Origin of the sequence: Rahnella inusitata, from assembly GCF_965118895.1 — a bacterium.
Lineage (GTDB): Bacteria > Pseudomonadota > Gammaproteobacteria > Enterobacterales > Enterobacteriaceae > Rahnella > Rahnella inusitata_A.
Map to the genome: position 1 here is coordinate 525792 of NZ_CBCPJJ010000009.1, position 15785 is coordinate 541576.

14 protein-coding genes are annotated in these 15785 nt (G+C 55.1%); 7 read left to right on the top strand and 7 right to left on the bottom strand.

All coding sequences use genetic code 11. The features are described from left to right. Window positions 1-462 precede the first annotated feature (462 nt). On the bottom strand, window positions 463-2235 hold the full coding sequence (locus ACMHLI_RS10380; protein WP_413529384.1) for a penicillin-binding transpeptidase domain-containing protein: 1773 nt from the start codon (window positions 2233-2235) through the stop codon (window positions 463-465). 221 nt (window positions 2236-2456) lie between these two features. Further along, window positions 2457-2699, bottom strand: a complete 243-nt coding sequence (locus ACMHLI_RS10385; protein ID WP_413529385.1) for a DinI family protein — start codon at window positions 2697-2699, stop codon at window positions 2457-2459. Window positions 2700-2894: 195 nt separating this feature from the next. Here ACMHLI_RS10385 and ACMHLI_RS10390 point away from each other — a divergent pair, with 195 nt between their 5' ends. The 4 genes from ACMHLI_RS10390 to ACMHLI_RS10405 are packed head-to-tail and all read left to right on the top strand — an operon-like array spanning window position 2895 to window position 6437. After that, window positions 2895-3272: a copper resistance protein gene (locus ACMHLI_RS10390; RefSeq protein WP_413529386.1), complete on the top strand. Its 378-nt coding sequence runs from the start codon at window positions 2895-2897 to the stop codon at window positions 3270-3272. A 54-nt stretch (window positions 3273-3326) separates the two neighbouring features. Beyond that, complete coding sequence (locus ACMHLI_RS10395; protein WP_413529387.1) at window positions 3327-5366, top strand: protein-disulfide reductase DsbD family protein; 2040 nt, start codon at window positions 3327-3329, stop codon at window positions 5364-5366. After that, the gene (locus ACMHLI_RS10400) at window positions 5366-5950 is read left to right on the top strand and encodes a DsbA family protein (RefSeq protein ID WP_413529388.1); all 585 of its coding nucleotides are present in this window, start codon (window positions 5366-5368) and stop codon (window positions 5948-5950) included. The genes ACMHLI_RS10395 and ACMHLI_RS10400 overlap by 1 nt, the downstream gene beginning before the upstream one ends. Continuing rightward, window positions 5937-6437 (top strand): protein disulfide oxidoreductase, encoded by a 501-nt coding sequence (locus ACMHLI_RS10405; RefSeq protein WP_413529389.1) that lies wholly within the window; start codon window positions 5937-5939, stop codon window positions 6435-6437. The genes ACMHLI_RS10400 and ACMHLI_RS10405 overlap by 14 nt, the downstream gene beginning before the upstream one ends. 82 nt (window positions 6438-6519) lie before the next feature. On the opposite strand, the gene yejM is transcribed toward ACMHLI_RS10405, so the two are convergent. Both yejM and ACMHLI_RS10415 read right to left on the bottom strand, forming a co-directional pair. Continuing rightward, the gene (yejM, locus tag ACMHLI_RS10410) at window positions 6520-8301 is read right to left on the bottom strand and encodes an LPS biosynthesis-modulating metalloenzyme YejM (RefSeq protein ID WP_413529390.1); all 1782 of its coding nucleotides are present in this window, start codon (window positions 8299-8301) and stop codon (window positions 6520-6522) included. A gap of 24 nt (window positions 8302-8325) precedes the next feature. Continuing rightward, a complete protein-coding gene (locus ACMHLI_RS10415; RefSeq protein WP_112167111.1) occupies window positions 8326-8553 on the bottom strand; it encodes a YejL family protein in 228 nt (75 codons plus the stop codon). Between the two features lie 220 nt (window positions 8554-8773). Here ACMHLI_RS10415 and yejK point away from each other — a divergent pair, with 220 nt between their 5' ends. Further along, on the top strand, window positions 8774-9775 hold the full coding sequence (yejK, locus tag ACMHLI_RS10420; RefSeq protein ID WP_413529391.1) for a nucleoid-associated protein YejK: 1002 nt from the start codon (window positions 8774-8776) through the stop codon (window positions 9773-9775). Window positions 9776-9868: 93 nt separating this feature from the next. Here the strand turns inward: yejK and rplY are convergent, their stop codons facing one another. Next, window positions 9869-10159, bottom strand: a complete 291-nt coding sequence (gene rplY, locus ACMHLI_RS10425) for a 50S ribosomal protein L25 (RefSeq protein WP_413529392.1) — start codon at window positions 10157-10159, stop codon at window positions 9869-9871. A gap of 136 nt (window positions 10160-10295) precedes the next feature. Then, a complete protein-coding gene (locus ACMHLI_RS10430; protein ID WP_413529393.1) occupies window positions 10296-12059 on the bottom strand; it encodes a DEAD/DEAH box helicase in 1764 nt (587 codons plus the stop codon). Window positions 12060-12426: 367 nt separating this feature from the next. On the opposite strand from ACMHLI_RS10430, the gene rsuA reads away from it, so the two are divergent. Then, complete coding sequence (rsuA, locus tag ACMHLI_RS10435; protein ID WP_413529394.1) at window positions 12427-13134, top strand: 16S rRNA pseudouridine(516) synthase RsuA; 708 nt, start codon at window positions 12427-12429, stop codon at window positions 13132-13134. A 32-nt stretch (window positions 13135-13166) separates the two neighbouring features. Further along, window positions 13167-14372 (top strand): Bcr/CflA family multidrug efflux MFS transporter, encoded by a 1206-nt coding sequence (locus ACMHLI_RS10440; protein WP_413529395.1) that lies wholly within the window; start codon window positions 13167-13169, stop codon window positions 14370-14372. 32 nt (window positions 14373-14404) lie between these two features. Here ACMHLI_RS10440 and ACMHLI_RS10445 read toward each other — a convergent pair whose 3' ends face one another. Then, window positions 14405-15760 carry an MFS transporter gene (locus ACMHLI_RS10445; protein WP_413529396.1) on the bottom strand — a complete coding sequence of 452 codons (1356 nt, stop codon included), beginning with the start codon at window positions 15758-15760 and terminating at the stop codon, window positions 14405-14407. Window positions 15761-15785 lie beyond the last annotated feature (25 nt).

Below are 15785 nucleotides of genomic sequence, written 5' to 3' on the forward strand. Positions count from 1 at the left end.
TATCGCTATTATACACGACTTCGCCCTGATGGCGTGGCAGGTGTTGCTCAGGAGAGGGGGGAACAAAATGGCCCGCGGATCAGAACTGCGCGTGCAGTCTGGTGGGCCATGATTTAGCGTAACAGGAACCAGTGAATTAACCGGGCAATGCCGTCGTCCAGAAGTACCATTCCGGCGAGGATAAGAACGATCAGAATGATAAAGTTCTTACGCGTTGGCATAAGTTACCTCAGTTACCAGGGGCCACTGCCCTGCATATTCAGTGCGATAACACCCAGACAGACCACAACAAAGACCAGCAAAACGATAAAAAGGCGTTTCATTCTTTTTTATCAGAGCCTGAGCTCTTCCTCCAGCATAGGGACATAATCTGCAAACTTCCTGAAACTGAATTTCAGGAAGCAAATCACGCGAACGTTAACCCTATTTTCCACACAAATCCAGTGAACTTGTGACGCAGATCTACTCTTCTGTCGCCGGACGTCTCACCAGATCGGTCTTCTGCCCGCCGTTGATGACGGTGGTTGGCGGCGTTTCAGGCACCAGCGCGTCCGGGGCGATATTCATGTGGTTAAGCACTTCACCCATGATTTGTCCGAATATAGGGCCTGCCACCGAGCCACCGAAGTGTTTACCGGCCTGCGGATTATTGACCATCACCACCAGCGCTACGCGCGGATTACTTGCCGGTGCGACGCCCGCCGTATAGTTGATGTAACCGCCGTCGTATTTACCGCTGGCGCCCATTTTTTCTGCGGTACCCGTTTTGATTGCCAGCCGATAACCGGGAACCGCGGCGCTGAGGCCGGAGCCGCCGGGCAGGGCGTCACTTTCCATCATGTGAATCACGGTGCGCACCACATCAGCGGACATGATCCGGGTGCCGAGCACCGGAGGCGTCACTTTAGTGATCGACAGCGGGCGATAGATGCCTTCTGAGCCGATGGTGGCGTATTCGCGGGCGATTTGCAGTGGTGTGACGCGCAAACCATAGCCGAAGGAGAAGGTGGCGCGTTCGATATCTGCCCAGCGCTCACGGTGCGCCGGGAAGTAACCGCTGCTCTCGCCGCCGATGCCTAAATCGGTCGCTTTGCCTAAACCGAAGGACTGATAGAGCTGCACCAGCACATTCGCTGGCATCGCCAGCGCGATATGCGAGACGGCAATATCACTGGATTTCTGCAAAATGCCGGTGATGGTCAGCGCTGGCCAGTGGCCGACGTCTTTGATCAGGTGACCGTTGACGGTGTACGGATGGGTATCCAGCACGGAGTCTGGACGGATCATCTTGCGTGCCAGACCGGCCATCACCACCAGCGGTTTCACGGTTGAACCTGGCTCGAAGCTGTCGCTGATGGCGACGTTGCGCATGTCTTTGACCGCCACGCCAGCGTAGTTGTTCGGGTTATAGGACGGGAACGAGGCCATGCCTAAAATTTCACCGGTATTCACATCCACCAGCACCGCTGCGCCAGATTCTGCCTGATTGAGTAACACGCCGGTGCGCAGACGCGAGTACAGAACGTACTGCATAAAGCTGTCGATGCTCAGGTTGATGGTCGGCGGCTGCTGTGGTGCGACTTCTTTCAATACGCCGATGACGTTACCGTGGCGATCCTGACGGTACTCGCGCATGCCCGGTTTACCTTCTAACAGCGCGTTGAAGCCTTTTTCAATGCCGTTCAGACCTTCATTATCGGTGCCAACCACGCCGACCAGATTGGCCGCCGCTTCGCTCATCGGATAGTAACGGCTGTCGTCATGGATGCTGCTGATGCCACCGAGATGCAACTGACCGATATCTTCGGCAATACCTTCTTCAATTTTTCGACCCAGATACACGAAGCGGCGCTGCGGATCACTATTAATGGTTTGCTGCAATTGCGACAGCGGCATATTTAGCGCGGAGGCCAGATACTGCCATTTCGGGCTGTTCAGATCGCTGTGTAATTCGAGAATGCGAAAGGGGTCGGCAACAATATCTTTGGAAGCGACGCTTAACGCCAGCGGATGGCCGTTGCGATCGGATATCGTCCCGCGCACGGCTGGAATAATATTGGAACGCAGTGAGCGCGAGTCGGCTTCTTTTTCCAGCATCGGCTGGTTGAGCAGTTGCAAATAGCCCACCCGGCCAAGCAGAAGCGCCATACAACAGACAATGCCGAGGCAAATCAGCGCAAAGCGCTTGGCGTAAAAATGGGGTTGGGCGCTGGATTTTTTTGAGCTCGGTGGCATGGCGGTTTCGCAAAGTCATTGACGCATTTGAAGCGAAAAGCGAAGGTGCGCGGGGACAATAAAACCGGCTTTCTGCGCCCGGTTTGTACCCAATATAATGCGACTCATCGCTCTGATTGATAATGAATTTCGTATATCACCAGTATCTTATATTAAGCCCAAGCTATGGATTGTTTATTTCAATTGCGCTTTGTAAGCAAGTGCAACCGCAACGCCGTTTTTTATTCGACGGACAGCCATTCGTCGGCTTCTTCGAACATTTCCTCTAGCATTTGGTTTAATTGTGAACGTTCCTGCTTACTGGCACCGTGGGTGTTGAGCCCGTTAGCCTGCATCGGTTTCACTTTCACGTCGGCATCCGGGAACATTCGGTGCACGCGCCTGGCCAGCTCGGCTTCAATTTTTTCACTGGCATTAGGGATGCCGGCGACATTCCGTTTGTCAAAAATCAGTTCAACCCGCATAACTTTCCTCGTTATTATCCAATGTCATTAACTGGCTAAATATACAGTAACCGGGCGGGGCGCTCTAGCTGTTTTTCATCGGTGAATTGGAATCAGTTTCATCTTTTTGAGCGTAAATTCATGTAATTCGCGACCCACGGCTCTTGTGAATGTTTTGTTGCCAGTTAGAATGGCGGCGATATAGATGAGGGAACTGTGAATAAACACCGGCGTTCAGCACTGATTTTCTTCTGCCTGGCATGTCTTGTCATACTAACCTGTATGACGCAGCGCATCGCCGGGCTGAATGCGTTGTCTGCCCTTCTGAAACAGGATGCGGTGACGCATTCAGGTTCACCCGCGCTGAATGAACAGCCTTCTGACCTCTCGTCTATTCCCACCCCGTGCGAACTGGCCAGCAAATCGCTGCTGTCTGTGCCGCCCCTGCTTTTAGAATTTGCTTTTCTGGCGCTGAGCCTGCTGCTGGCCTTTTTGTCACGCGGCAACATGGCGGCCATTCGCTGTCTTCTGCCCGAGGCCGTGCCTGTACCGCGACTGCGGGTACATCTGCGGCTGTGTGTTTTCCGGGAATAAAAATACGCCTGCGTTGTTCTACAGGACGTGATCTTTTATTTTTGGAGAAAATCTATGCGAAGTTTATTCAGAGCGGCGTTCGGCTGCTTTCTGATGCTCTGGCTGAACGCCGGGACAGCGGCCGATTCCGGCTGGCTGCAAAGCCCGCAAAATACCCATGCGAAGGTGCGTTTGCAGGCTCAGCCTGCGGACGATAATGCGCAACACTCCCGGCTACTGCTGTCTGTCAGTCTCGAAAAGGGCTGGAAAACCTACTGGCGATCGCCGGGCGAGGGCGGTATTGCACCGTCGATCAGCTGGCAGGATGCTGCCGTGGGCAAATCAGCCATCTGGTTCTGGCCGACGCCGTCGAGGTTTGATGTCGCCGGTATCACCACCCAGGGCTACCACGGTGAAGTGAGTTTGCCGCTGGTGTTGGCCGGTAAAACGCCGGAAACCCTCTCCGGCACGCTGACGCTGCCGGTGTGCAGCAACGTTTGCATCCTGACCGATTATCCTTTCAGTCTGGATCTGCGTAAAACCACCGACAATGAGGATTTTGCCCGTCAGTTTGCTGTGGCGATGGGCAAGGTGCCGATTGTGCAGGGGCTGACGGATAAGGCTTCGGCGGGGTATCGCAGCGGAAGTTTGCAGATTACCGCTCAGCGCGCTCAGGGCTGGCAGAAGCCGGAACTGTTTATTGATACGCTGGAAGGCAGCGCGTTTGGTAAACCGGTGGTGAAGGTTGAGGGTCAGCAACTGCGGGTGACGCTGCCGGTGACCGATGAGTGGGGCGATATTGCCGGTGAACTGAGCGGTAAAACCGTCAGTGTAGTGCTGAACGATGATGGCCTTGCGCAGCAGATAAGCCTGAAGGTTGGCGCACTTCCTGCGCAGTCCGGAAATGGCATGGCGTTGTGGCAGGTTGCGCTGATGGCGCTGGCGGGAGGATTTATTCTCAATCTGATGCCATGCGTGCTGCCGGTGCTGGGCATGAAGCTGGGCAGCATCTTGCAGATGGCCGAACGCGACCGGCAACGCGTCCGCGTGCAGTTTCTGGCATCCTCTGCCGGGATTATTACCTCGTTCCTTGCGCTGGCGCTGCTGATGACGGTATTACGCCTCACTCAACAGACGCTTGGATGGGGAATTCAGTTTCAGAATCCGTGGTTTATCGGGCTGATGGTACTGGTCACCGCGCTGTTTACCGCTAATTTGCTTGGCCTGTTTGAAATCAATCTGCCTTCCCGCATGACCACCCGCTTAGCGACGCAAAAACGCGGCGGATTAGCCGGTCACTTTGCCGAGGGTGCGTTTGCGACCCTGCTGGCGACCCCGTGCTCCGCGCCGTTCCTCGGCACCGCCGTGGCGTTTGCGCTGGCGGCATCGCTGCCGGTGCTGTGGGGCGTCTTCCTGATGTTAGGGGTGGGCATGAGCCTGCCGTGGCTGATGATTGCGCTGTGGCCCGGACTGGCGCTGCGCCTGCCGCGTCCTGGCCGCTGGATGCTGCGCCTGCGGCTGACGCTCGGGTTCCTGATGCTCGCCGCCTGCCTGTGGTTGCTCAGCCTGATGCAAAATCACCTTTCCGTTCAGACGGTTGTCATCGCCGCCGCCGTGTTGTTACTGGTAATGATCGGCGTTTCTGCCCGTCACTACGGTATACGCGGCACGGCGGCTGCGACCGGTCTCGGGCTTATTGTCACGGCGATCATTTTCTTTGGTCTGACTTTCAGCTCTGGCAAACCATCCAGCCGGGATGCTATTCGCTGGCAACCGCTGTCCGAGCAGGCTATTGAAGACGCGCTGGCGCAGAAAAAGGGGGTGTTTGTGGATGTCACTGCTGACTGGTGTGTTACCTGTAAAGCCAATAAATACAATGTCCTGATGCGTGATGACGTGCAAAAAGCGCTGACGGAAAACAACGTGGTCGCCCTGCGCGGTGACTGGAGTTTGCCGTCGAAAACGATCACTGAATTTCTGCAAAAACGCGGCAACGTCGCCGTGCCTTTCAATCAAATTTATGGCCCGTCCCAGCCGGAGGGCGAAATTTTATCGCCACTGCTGACCCGTGAAGCCGTTTTACAAGGGCTCAAAAAAGCCCGCGGAGCTGAATAATGAAAATATTAATGCTGATGTTAATGATGATAATTTCCCCGGCAGTGCTGGCGATGACGCCGGAAGAGACGCTGTTCAACAACCCGGCTACGCCGCACTTTGGCGCGAAAAATCCGCGGCTGACCATTGTGTCATTCACCGATTACAATTGTCCGTATTGCAAACAATTCGATCCGCTGCTGGAGCGGGTGGTGAAGGAAAACCCGGACGTGTCGGTGGTCATCAAGCTGCTGCCGTTTCGCGGTGCCAGTTCGATCATTGCCGGTCGCGCGGCGATGACCGTCTGGGAACAGCATCCCGAAAAGTTTCAGGCGTTGCATCAGCGTCTTATGTCTAAAAAAGGACCGCATGATGAAGCCAGTGCCGTAGAGGCAGTGAAAAGCGTCGGGCTGGCGCCGATCACCGTTACGCCCGCCAGCTATCTTGAGTTGAAAACCAACGTCGAAATCGCCGAAGTGCTGGGCATTCAGGGCACTCCGGCGACCATTATTGGCGATCAGCTGGTGGCGGGCGCGATCGGGTGGGATGACCTTAATAAGCTGGTGAAAGAACAGCTGGCTAAGGTGAAACATGACAAGGCTTAAACGCTGGGCGCGCGAGCTCGGCGTTCTGGCGCTGCTGATATTTGCGGTGATGTCAGGGGTGGATTTTCTGCGCGCGCCGCAGGCACCGGCTGATTTCGGCCATCAGCCTTTGCAAGTAGTTGACAGCCAGAACGTCACGTTACTTGAACAAAGTCAGCAGCGACCCCTGCTGGTGTACTTCTGGGCGACGTGGTGCGGTGTATGCAAAATGACCACTCCGGACGTCGCGAAGCTGGCGGAAGAGGGCGGGAACGTCCTTTCGGTGGCGTTGCGCTCGGGTGATGAAGACAAAATCCGGCAGTATCTGGCTGCGAAAAATATCGCGATGCCGGTGGTAAATGACCCGCGCGGCGAGCTTTCCGCACAGTGGGACATCGGCGTGACGCCGACGTTTGTCATGATCGATAAAGGCAACGTAGTGAGCACAACCACTGGCTGGACATCGTACTGGGGGATGAAAGCCAGATTGTGGTGGGCAGGGTTCTAATCCCCATTCAGGCAAAACAAAAAGGCCTTCACTGACGGATCGGTGAAGGCCTTTTTCATGCTGCGGCGTAATGCAAAACTTATCAGTTGGCGAGGAAGCGTTTCTCGTCGGTCAGAACCTGAAGCAGAAGGCTTAGTTCAGGTTTCTGATCTTTTATACGCTTACCGTTCTCATCGAACGCACGGTAATCGCCGTCGCTTTCCAGTTCCAGCGTCTGGGTCGGCGTGGTGATCACCAGCGTGCCATTGTCGTTGGTGGTGACCCAGTTATGACGACGTTTTGCTGCAAACAGATCTTCACCCTGTGAATAATCCGCAGGCGAAGTGGTCACGTGCAGCAGACGCTGCATCAGCGTGGTCATGACATCCGCATGCGCCGTCAGCTTGTCGATATTCTGCGCCGGGGTACCCGGCCAGTGAATGATCAGCGGAACCTGCATCTGCTGGCGGTTCATGGTATTGCCCGAACCCCATGTGCCGTTTTCGTTGAATTCAATGCCGTGCGAAGCGGTGATCACCACCACGGTTTTATCCAGCTCTCCGCGCGCTTTGAGCGATTGCAGGATGCTGCTGATTTGCTGATCAACATCCTGTGCACCGCTCTGATAACGGTGAATAAAGGTATTGCCTACCGGCACGCTGTCGCCGTTCTTACGCAGCGCGGAGCTGATGCCGTTCAGATTGACGTAGGAGAACCACGGGCCGTTACCGCGCACGTTCAGCCATTGTTGCCACTGCGCGACCGTCTGCTGATCGGTCTGTTTGACCGCCGCAGGCAGCGTAAAGTCGGTCAGCAGCGCCTGACGGTACAGCGGATTATCAAAGCCGTCGGAGGCGAACAGACCAAATTCGTAACCCTGATGTTCCAAAGATGTGACCAGCGCCGAAGGTTTGCGCGCCGCCAGAATTCCCGGCATATAAGTCGGAGAGATACCGTAGAACAGGCCAAACTGGCCGGTATCTTCGCGATTACCGGAGCTGAAATGCTGCTCGAAACGGATGTTCTGCCTGGCGAACTCGGCAAGCGCGGGCATATCTTGGTTCAGCGTGGACGTGTGGACACCGTCGAGCACCACCATCAGCAGATTGTATTTGGTGCCGGTGGCGTTGAACGTGATGTTGTTCAGTGGATATTCCACCGCCAGCGCTTCAGGATTCCCCTGCTCAACAAGACGCTTCTGGTATTCAGCGGCATTCAGCAGGCCATGCTTCTCAAGGAATTTACGTGCCGTCATCGGATAGGACAGTGGCAGATTGGAGCGCTGCATGGTGATCGGACGATAGAAATTGGCATCCGCCCAGATGTACATCAGGTGCGAGGCAAAGAAGCTGACGATAAACAGCACCACGATGGGCTTGGCGAAATTGCGACGGTTCAGGCTGCGCAGCTTCTGCCACGCCCAGGTACCAAACAGCATTTCAATCAGGAAAATCACCGGCACGGCGATAAACATCAGCTGCCAGTCGCGCGCCATCTCACCCCGTCCGGGATTGACGACCAGCTCCCACACCACAGGATTAATGTGCAGGTGAAAGCGGGTAAAGACTTCGGTGTCGACCAGCAGGAGCGTGAGCCCGGCGGTCGCCAGTATCGCTGACAGGAATCGCAACAAGCGTTGCGACATCACCACAAAGGTCAGTGGGAAGATGATCAGCAGATAGGCGGAGAAACCGATAAAACTGAAATGCCCAAGCCAACTGACGAACGCGTAAACGCGACCTTGCAGCGAGGAAGGCCAGTCAGAAACAAACAGGTAGCGGCTGCCTAGCCCAAGAATGAGCAGGATATTAAACAGGGCGAACCAGTGGCCCCAGCTGATCATCTGGGAAACTTTTTCGCGATAGCGCTGACTATTTGTCACCATGAGAGGGTTTGGGCAAGTAAAGGATTAATGGGCTTTATCTTCTCTTATCGACGCTTGCAGAGCACTTGCGAAAGACTGAGATAACGCTTTGCGCTGTGCAGGAGCGACGCTGGTATTGATAAGGTTAGTCACCATATTGCCCAGAACCATCAAAGAAAGATCGGTTGGGGCGCGGTGCTTTTCCAGAACAGTTGCCAGCTCGGAAAGGAGTTGTTCAACGTGTTCGTCACTGTAACGGGATGATTGTGCCATAGAGTAATGTGCTTCTTGATCTGACAAAGTCCAATATCTTAACGTAACGCGCCCCCATTTTCCGCATTTTTATAACGAAGATAACGTTGCGTTATTGATCGCATCTATTAATCGGTATTTCCACGGTGGGAGTGGTTGCGGCTTTGGCACTTCAGTGTTTGAATACGCCCCGCAGGAAAACCCCTCTTACACGGCTGCATTTCAAACAGGAGAAAGTCCCATGAGTCTGGATATCGAGCAGATCGCTCTGCACCAGTTGAACAAGCGCGATGAGCAAACGCTGGATGTTGTGCTGCGCGATACGCTTTTGACGCCGAATGCTGCCGTTGACGAAATGATGGCTGAACTGCACCGCGTCTATAGCGCAAAAAGCAAAGCCTATGGTCTGTTCAACGAAGACAGCGAGCTGAAAGAAACGTTACGCAGCTGCCGCAAAGGGGACGATGATTTCCTGTCATTCAGCCGCGCCGCCACCGGCCGCCTGCGTGATGAACTGGCTAAGTATCCATTCGCCGAAGGTGGCGTGGTGCTGTTCTGCCATTATCGTTTCTTAGCCGTTGAATATTTGCTGGTCGCGGTGCTCAGCAGCCGCAGCAGCATGCGCGTCAACGAACAGCTGGACGTCAGCAGCATTCATTATCTCGATATAAACCATGCAGATATTGTGGCGCGTATCGATTTGACTGAATGGGAAACCAATCCTGAATCCACCCGCTATCTGACCTTCCTGAAAGGCCGGGTAGGGCGCAAGGTCTCTGATTTTTTCATGGATTTCCTTGGCGCAGGGGTCGGGCTGGACACCAAAGCGCAGAATCGGGGCTTATTGCAGGCGGTCGATGATTTCTGTACGGAAGCGCAGCTCGATAAAAACGAGCGTCAGAATTACCGCCAGCAGGTGTACACCTACTGCAACGAGCAGTTACAGGCGGGCGAAGAGATCGCGCTGGATGATTTGTCTGAAGAACTGCCGCCGTGGAATGACAAAAAATTCAAAGAATTTACCCAGGAGCAGGGCTATCAGCTGGAAGAAACCTTCCCGGCAGATCGCAGTACGCTGCGTCAGCTGACCAAATTCGCCGGCAGCGGCGGCGGTCTGACTATCAACTTTGATGCGATGCTGATGGGTGAACGTATTTTCTGGGATCCGGCGACCGACACGCTGACCATCAAAGGCACACCGCCGAATCTGCGGGATCAGCTGCAGCGTAAATCCGGCAAGTAAAACCCGGATCCCAGCCAATAAAAAACACCGCCTGGGCGGTGTTTTTTATTTGTTCTCGCACGGCGTCCCGATGCGCAACAACTCTGTCAGCGATTAAACGCGAACGAAGTCGATGTGAGCCAGTTTTGGCTTGAACGGGTGACGCTGTACAGCCTGAACTTTAACTTTGGTTTCTTTACCGTCGATAACCAGAGTGATAGTTTCAGAGTAGAACTCCGCTTTAACTTCCATGTTCTTTACAGAATCATGGTCCAGTTTGATGGAAACTGGAGCAGCTGAGCCACCGTAAACGATAGCTGGGAATTTGTTTTCTGTACGCAGGCGGCGGCTCGCACCTTTGCCCTGCTCTGCTTCTGGACGTAATTCAACATTGATAGTGAACATGTTTTATTTCTCTATTAGAAAGTTTGCCCCGCCACCTGCGACCGAGTGACGAGTTGAGTATTGCTGCTTCCACGCATGGCGAAAGCGGGCGGTATGATACCGGAATACCCGTGGGACTAAAAGTCCTATCTGGATATTATCCGCGCAGCTCGTTGGCGCGCCGGTAACGCCCCTCGTAATCAAACATCTTTTCCCGCACCTGCCAGAACTGGCCTTTCATGCGCGCAACCACAAAATCCGGATGTCGCAACAAAACCTGCTGCGCGACAATGTCCGCTGCCGTGTTCCATTCCAGCGTTACGCCCGGCGCGCGCTGATGTGGCCGCAGGAAATTATGTAAAAACGCCATTCGCTGGGCGGGCGTGCTGAGCCGGTAACGTTCTGAGACGTCCGCGCCATCTTCATCGTAATAGGTGATTTTCAGCCATTCGCCTTTATCGTCGCGACCGTGTTCCAGATTCATGCCGCCGCAGCGCAGCACCAGCGCATCCTTCAGGCGCAGTGCGGCTTTGAGCATATCGTCAGGATCGACCAGAATTTCTTGGCACTGATGGCAGCGGCGCGCGGCAATGTCGTTCTCTGCGCCGCAGTGCGGGCAGCTTTTGAAGCGAAAGCGGAAGTCACACTGTTCGCGGTTGCCGTCGTCATCTTCCAGCACGCCCTGACAGCGGCGGCCAAAATGCTCGATAATCGTGCCGTCTTCGGTGGTTTTCCCCCAGAAGATATTGGCGAAGCCGCAGGCCGGGCAAAACACCTGCACCGGTTTGTTATCGCCAGCCGGTTTATGGCTGCCAACTTCCGGCGTGAAAAGGTCGTGCGGATTTCCGGCGTAATCGAGGATCAGACAGTCGGTTTTGCCTGGCGCGAGGCGCAGCCCGCGCCCGACGATCTGTTGATACAGGCTGACGGATTCGGTCGGACGCAGAATGGCTATCAGGTCGACATGCGGTGCATCGAAGCCGGTGGTCAGCACTGAGACATTCACCAGATAGCGCAGCTGCTGCTGTTTAAAGGCAGTGATCAGTCGGTCACGCTCGACCGCATGGGTTTGTGCGCTGATCAGCGCCGCTTCGCCTTTCGGCAGTAAACCGAAAATCTCCCCCGCGTGTTCGACGGTAGAGGCAAAGATCATTACGCCTTTGCGATCCTGCGAGAATTCGACAATCTGGCTGATGATGTGCGGCGTGATGCGTTTTTGCTGGCGCAGTTCGTTGTTGAGATCCGCTTCGCTGAACAGCCCGTTGCTGTTGGCTTGTAAACGGCTGAAATCGTAACTGACCACCGGCATGTCCAGCCGCTCCGGCGGCACCAGAAAGCCATTTTTGATCATGTAACGCAGCGGCAGTTCATAAATACAGTCGCGAAACAGGCTGTTGGCGTCGCCGCGCACGATGCCCTGATGGTGATACTGATAAATCCAGCCTTTGCCGAGACGATATGGCGTGGCCGTCAGCCCGAGCAGCCGCAGACGCGGGTTCTGCGTTTTCAGGTGGGTGATGATTTGCTGGTACTGGCTGGTGTCATCGTCGGAGATGCGGTGGCATTCGTCGACGATCAGCAGGGAAAACTCACCGCTGAACGCCGCAAGATTGGGGGCGACGGACTGCACGCTACCAAACACCACTTTGCCGCTGCTTTGTTTGAGATTCAGTCCGGCGGCAAAGATATCCGCCTCCAGACCGTAGGAAAGATATTTGCTGTGATTTTGCGCGACCAGCTCTTTGACGTGCGCCAGCACCAGCACGCGGCCACGCGCCACGCGGGCCAGTTCGGCAATCACCAGACTTTTCCCCGCGCCGGTGGGCAGCACGATCACCGCCGGTTCATCGTGTTGGCGGAAATGACGCAACGTGGCGTCCACGGCATCTTGCTGATAAGGGCGGAGTGTAAAAGCAGTCACGGTTGGTCAGTCACCTTTTGGTTTTCCTGTAAATAACCACAGTGGTGAAGTATGCCAAGAAATCCGCCGGATGGCGATGAGCAATCAAATCACCCGACGTGAATGTTTAGCCTGCTTATTTTTATGCTTTCCTTCTAGGATGCACCGCTAAGCGCGGCTATACTCTCTGTCTCAATGCGGCAGTGCGTCTGCCCCCTCGAAGTAATAACCACGTTTTGCACTTATTGCGAATCGAAAGTATTGCGAATTGAAAGTATTACGAATCGAATAACCCTGAACCCTGTCAGTTGCTTGAATGCGGCGGCGGGGTCTTGTGTTTTATCAGTAACGCGGTCACTCAGATCGCCATGTAAGGCAAGCCGATCCAATGCGTCTGGACAAGTTTTTATCTCAGCAATTAGGTGTAAGCCGCGCGCTCGTGCTGCGTGAGCTTCGCAATAAACGTGTCACCGTTGACGGTGACATCGTCAAAACCGGCGCGATGAAAATCAGCCCCGAGCAGGTCGTCGCCTTCGACGGCAATGTGCTCGATCAAATCACCTGTCCGCGTTATTTCATGCTCAACAAGCCACAGGGCTACGTATGTTCTACGGACGATCCCGATCATCCGACCGTGCTGTATTTCCTCGAAGAGCCGGTGGCGTACAAACTGCATGCGGCAGGGCGTCTGGATATCGACACCACCGGTCTGGTGTTAATGACCGACGACGGCCAGTGGTCGCACCGTGTTACATCGCCTCGCCATCAGTGTGAAAAAACCTATCTGGTGACGCTCGAAAATCCGCTGGCTGACGACACCGCCGCGCAGTTCGAAGCGGGCGTGCAACTGCACAACGAAGATTCCCTGACCAAACCGGCGCAGCTCGAGCAAATCGATGAGCGCGTGGTGCGTCTTACCATCAGCGAAGGCCGTTACCATCAGGTGAAACGCATGTTTGCTGCGGTCGGCAACCACGTGGTGGCGCTGCACCGTGAACGTATCGGCGAGATCGTGATGGATGAAGATTTAGAGCCGGGTCAATACCGTCCTTTAACTGAACAGGAAATTGCCAGCGTTGGCATGCCTGGACGATAGTTTTACTTTGTCTTATTAATTGGGTGGTGAACGTGCAGGAAAAACCGGTATCCCACATTGGATTGATTTTCATTCTGGGATTGATATCGATGCTGATGCCTTTGGCTATCGATATGTATCTGCCAAGTATGCCCGTGATCGCGCAGGAATATGGTGTTCCGGCGGGCAGTGTGCAAATGACCCTCAGCGCGTACGTGCTGGGTTTTGCGATAGGGCAGCTGTTTTACGGGCCGATGGCGGACAGCCTCGGACGTAAGCCGGTCATTTTCTGGGGCGTAATGATCTTTGCGGTAGCGGCCGGTGCCTGTGCGATGGCGCAGTCGGTCGAGCAACTGGTCTGGATGCGCTTCCTGCACGGTTTAGCCGCTGCGGCCGCCAGCGTGGTGATCAATGCGCTGATGCGCGACATGTTCACCAAAGACGAGTTCTCGCGGATGATGTCTTTTGTGGTGCTGGTGATGACCGTCGCGCCGCTGCTCGCCCCGATGCTTGGCGGCGTGCTGATGGTACTGTTCAGCTGGCACGCAATTTTCTGGGCGATGGCAATTGCCGCGCTGATTGCCGCAACGTTGGTGGCGGTGTACATCAAAGAAACGCTGCCCAAAGAGCGAAGACAAAAATTCCACCTGCGCACCAGTATCGGCAACTTCGTGTCGCTGTTTCGTCATAAACGCGTACTGAGTTACATGCTGGCAAGTGGATTCTCGTTCGCCGGGATGTTCTCCTTCTTAAGCGCCGGTCCGTTTGTGTATATCGAACTCAACGGTGTTTCGCCTCAGCACTTCGGCTTTTACTTTGCGCTGAACATCGTGGCGCTGGTCATCCTGACCATCATTAACAGCCGCAACGTCCGCCGCGCCGGCGCGGTGAAAATGTTCCGCTTCGGCCTGTTTGTGCAGCTGGTGATGGGTATCTGGCTGGTGGTGGTCTGTCTGCTTGGTTTGCCGTTCTGGGCGATGGTGATGGGCGTGGCAGGTTACGTTGGCGTGATTGCGATGGTGACGTCGAATGCGATGGCGGTGATCATGGATGACTTCCCGCACATGGCAGGCACGGCGGCGTCTCTGGCGGGAACGATTCGTTTCGGTACCGGTGCGGCGATCGGTTCCGTCCTCTCGTTGTTTACCGCGAAAAGCGCCTGGCCGATGGTGGGTTCGATGGCGTTTTGCGTGATTGCCGCGACCTTGCTGTATCTGTACGCCAGCCGCCCTACGAAAGTGGCGGCTGAAGCCGCCTGATGTCAACTCCCCTGCGAAGGGGAGTCATTTTCCTAGCCAGCAATCTCCGCTTTAACTCCCTGAACCCTGCGTGCCGCTTTGGCTCTGGCATATTCATCTGCCATCGCCTTGGCTTTTGCACCGGGGATCAGCGCCATATCACACTCTTTCGGCAGTAACGTAGTGACCGCTGCCGCTATCAGCAGGGAGGCGACCAGCGCGTAAATCGCCGTGCTCTGACCGTATAAGCTGACCAGTACGCCGACCAGATACGGGCCGCAGAAACCGCCCAGATTTCCCAGACCGTTAATGACACCGCGCGCACTGCCGGCCACTTCCGGCGTGGTGACTTTGCCCGGAATGGTCCAGAAGGCGCTGGTGGCGGCCTGCAGGAAGAAACCGGCACCGACCAGGAAACCGTAGGCTGCCATGATGTTGTGACCAAACGTCACCGACGCCGCCAGACAGGCCGCGAATCCACACAGCGGCAGGGCGATGAACATGCGACGTTTACCGGTTTTATCAGACATCACCGACATCGCCAGGATCCCCAGCATAGTGCCCACGTAAGGAATGATGGCCAGCATGCCGACTGAGCTCATATCGCCGCCGGTCAGGTTTTTCAGGATGGTTGGCAGCCACAGCGTGTAGCCGTAAATACCGGTCTGATAGAAGAAGTTAATGATGATCAGTTTGACGATGGAACCGTTGCGAAACACCTCTTTCAGCGGCGCGTTATTCACCGGCGCCAGTGCGCGCAGGGCTTCGCGTTCGCGGTTCAGCTCGGTCACCAGATAATCACGTTCGCGTTCAGACAGCCATTTGGCCTCTTCCGGACGGTCGCTGATGGTGAACCACCAGAACAGCATCACTACGAAGGACAATGCCCCTTCGATGATGAACAACCATCGCCAGTCGAGCGTGTCCAGAATCAGGCCAGACAGAGGAGCCGTGATCATCCCGCCCAGCGGTGCGAACATCAGTACATAGGCATTGGCGCGGCCACGTTCTTTGTCCGGGAACCAGTTGCTGACCATGGTCAGCACCACCGGCAGCATCCCGCCTTCCGCTACTCCCAGCGCAAAACGCAGGAACAGCAACTGATACTGGTTAGTAATAAAGCCGGTGAGAATGGAAATGATTGCCCAGGCAATCAGCGAGCAGGCGATAAATTTGCGTCCGCTGCCGTGAACGGCGAGGCTGCCGCCGGGGACCTGCAGGAATAGATAACCGATAAAGAAAATACCCGCCGCCAGTCCGGCCATCGAGGCGGTAATGCCTAATTCGGCATCCATTCCGCCGGGCATGGCGAAACTAATATTCACCCTGTCCATGAACGAAATAATGCAGGCGATAAGAATGGGAGCAATGACGCGTAACCAGCGGGCCTTAGGAATCTTATTATTCATATACTTTCCTCTGTGTACTTGTATC

Excerpts from the sequence above, each read along its gene's own strand:
- ACMHLI_RS10385 (WP_413529385.1), bottom strand. The coding sequence starts at position 2,699 with ATGCGGGTTGAACTGATTTTTGACAAACGGAATGTCGCCGGCATCCCT.
- yejK (WP_413529391.1), top strand. The coding sequence starts at position 8,774 with ATGAGTCTGGATATCGAGCAGATCGCTCTGCACCAGTTGAACAAGCGC.
- rsuA (WP_413529394.1), top strand. The coding sequence starts at position 12,427 with ATGCGTCTGGACAAGTTTTTATCTCAGCAATTAGGTGTAAGCCGCGCG.
- ACMHLI_RS10380 (WP_413529384.1), bottom strand. The coding sequence starts at position 2,235 with ATGCCACCGAGCTCAAAAAAATCCAGCGCCCAACCCCATTTTTACGCC.
- ACMHLI_RS10445 (WP_413529396.1), bottom strand. The coding sequence starts at position 15,760 with ATGAATAATAAGATTCCTAAGGCCCGCTGGTTACGCGTCATTGCTCCC.
- yejM (WP_413529390.1), bottom strand. The coding sequence starts at position 8,301 with ATGGTGACAAATAGTCAGCGCTATCGCGAAAAAGTTTCCCAGATGATC.
- ACMHLI_RS10405 (WP_413529389.1), top strand. The coding sequence starts at position 5,937 with ATGACAAGGCTTAAACGCTGGGCGCGCGAGCTCGGCGTTCTGGCGCTG.
- rplY (WP_413529392.1), bottom strand. The coding sequence starts at position 10,159 with ATGTTCACTATCAATGTTGAATTACGTCCAGAAGCAGAGCAGGGCAAA.
- ACMHLI_RS10395 (WP_413529387.1), top strand. The coding sequence starts at position 3,327 with ATGCGAAGTTTATTCAGAGCGGCGTTCGGCTGCTTTCTGATGCTCTGG.
- ACMHLI_RS10415 (WP_112167111.1), bottom strand. The coding sequence starts at position 8,553 with ATGGCACAATCATCCCGTTACAGTGACGAACACGTTGAACAACTCCTT.
- ACMHLI_RS10400 (WP_413529388.1), top strand. The coding sequence starts at position 5,366 with ATGAAAATATTAATGCTGATGTTAATGATGATAATTTCCCCGGCAGTG.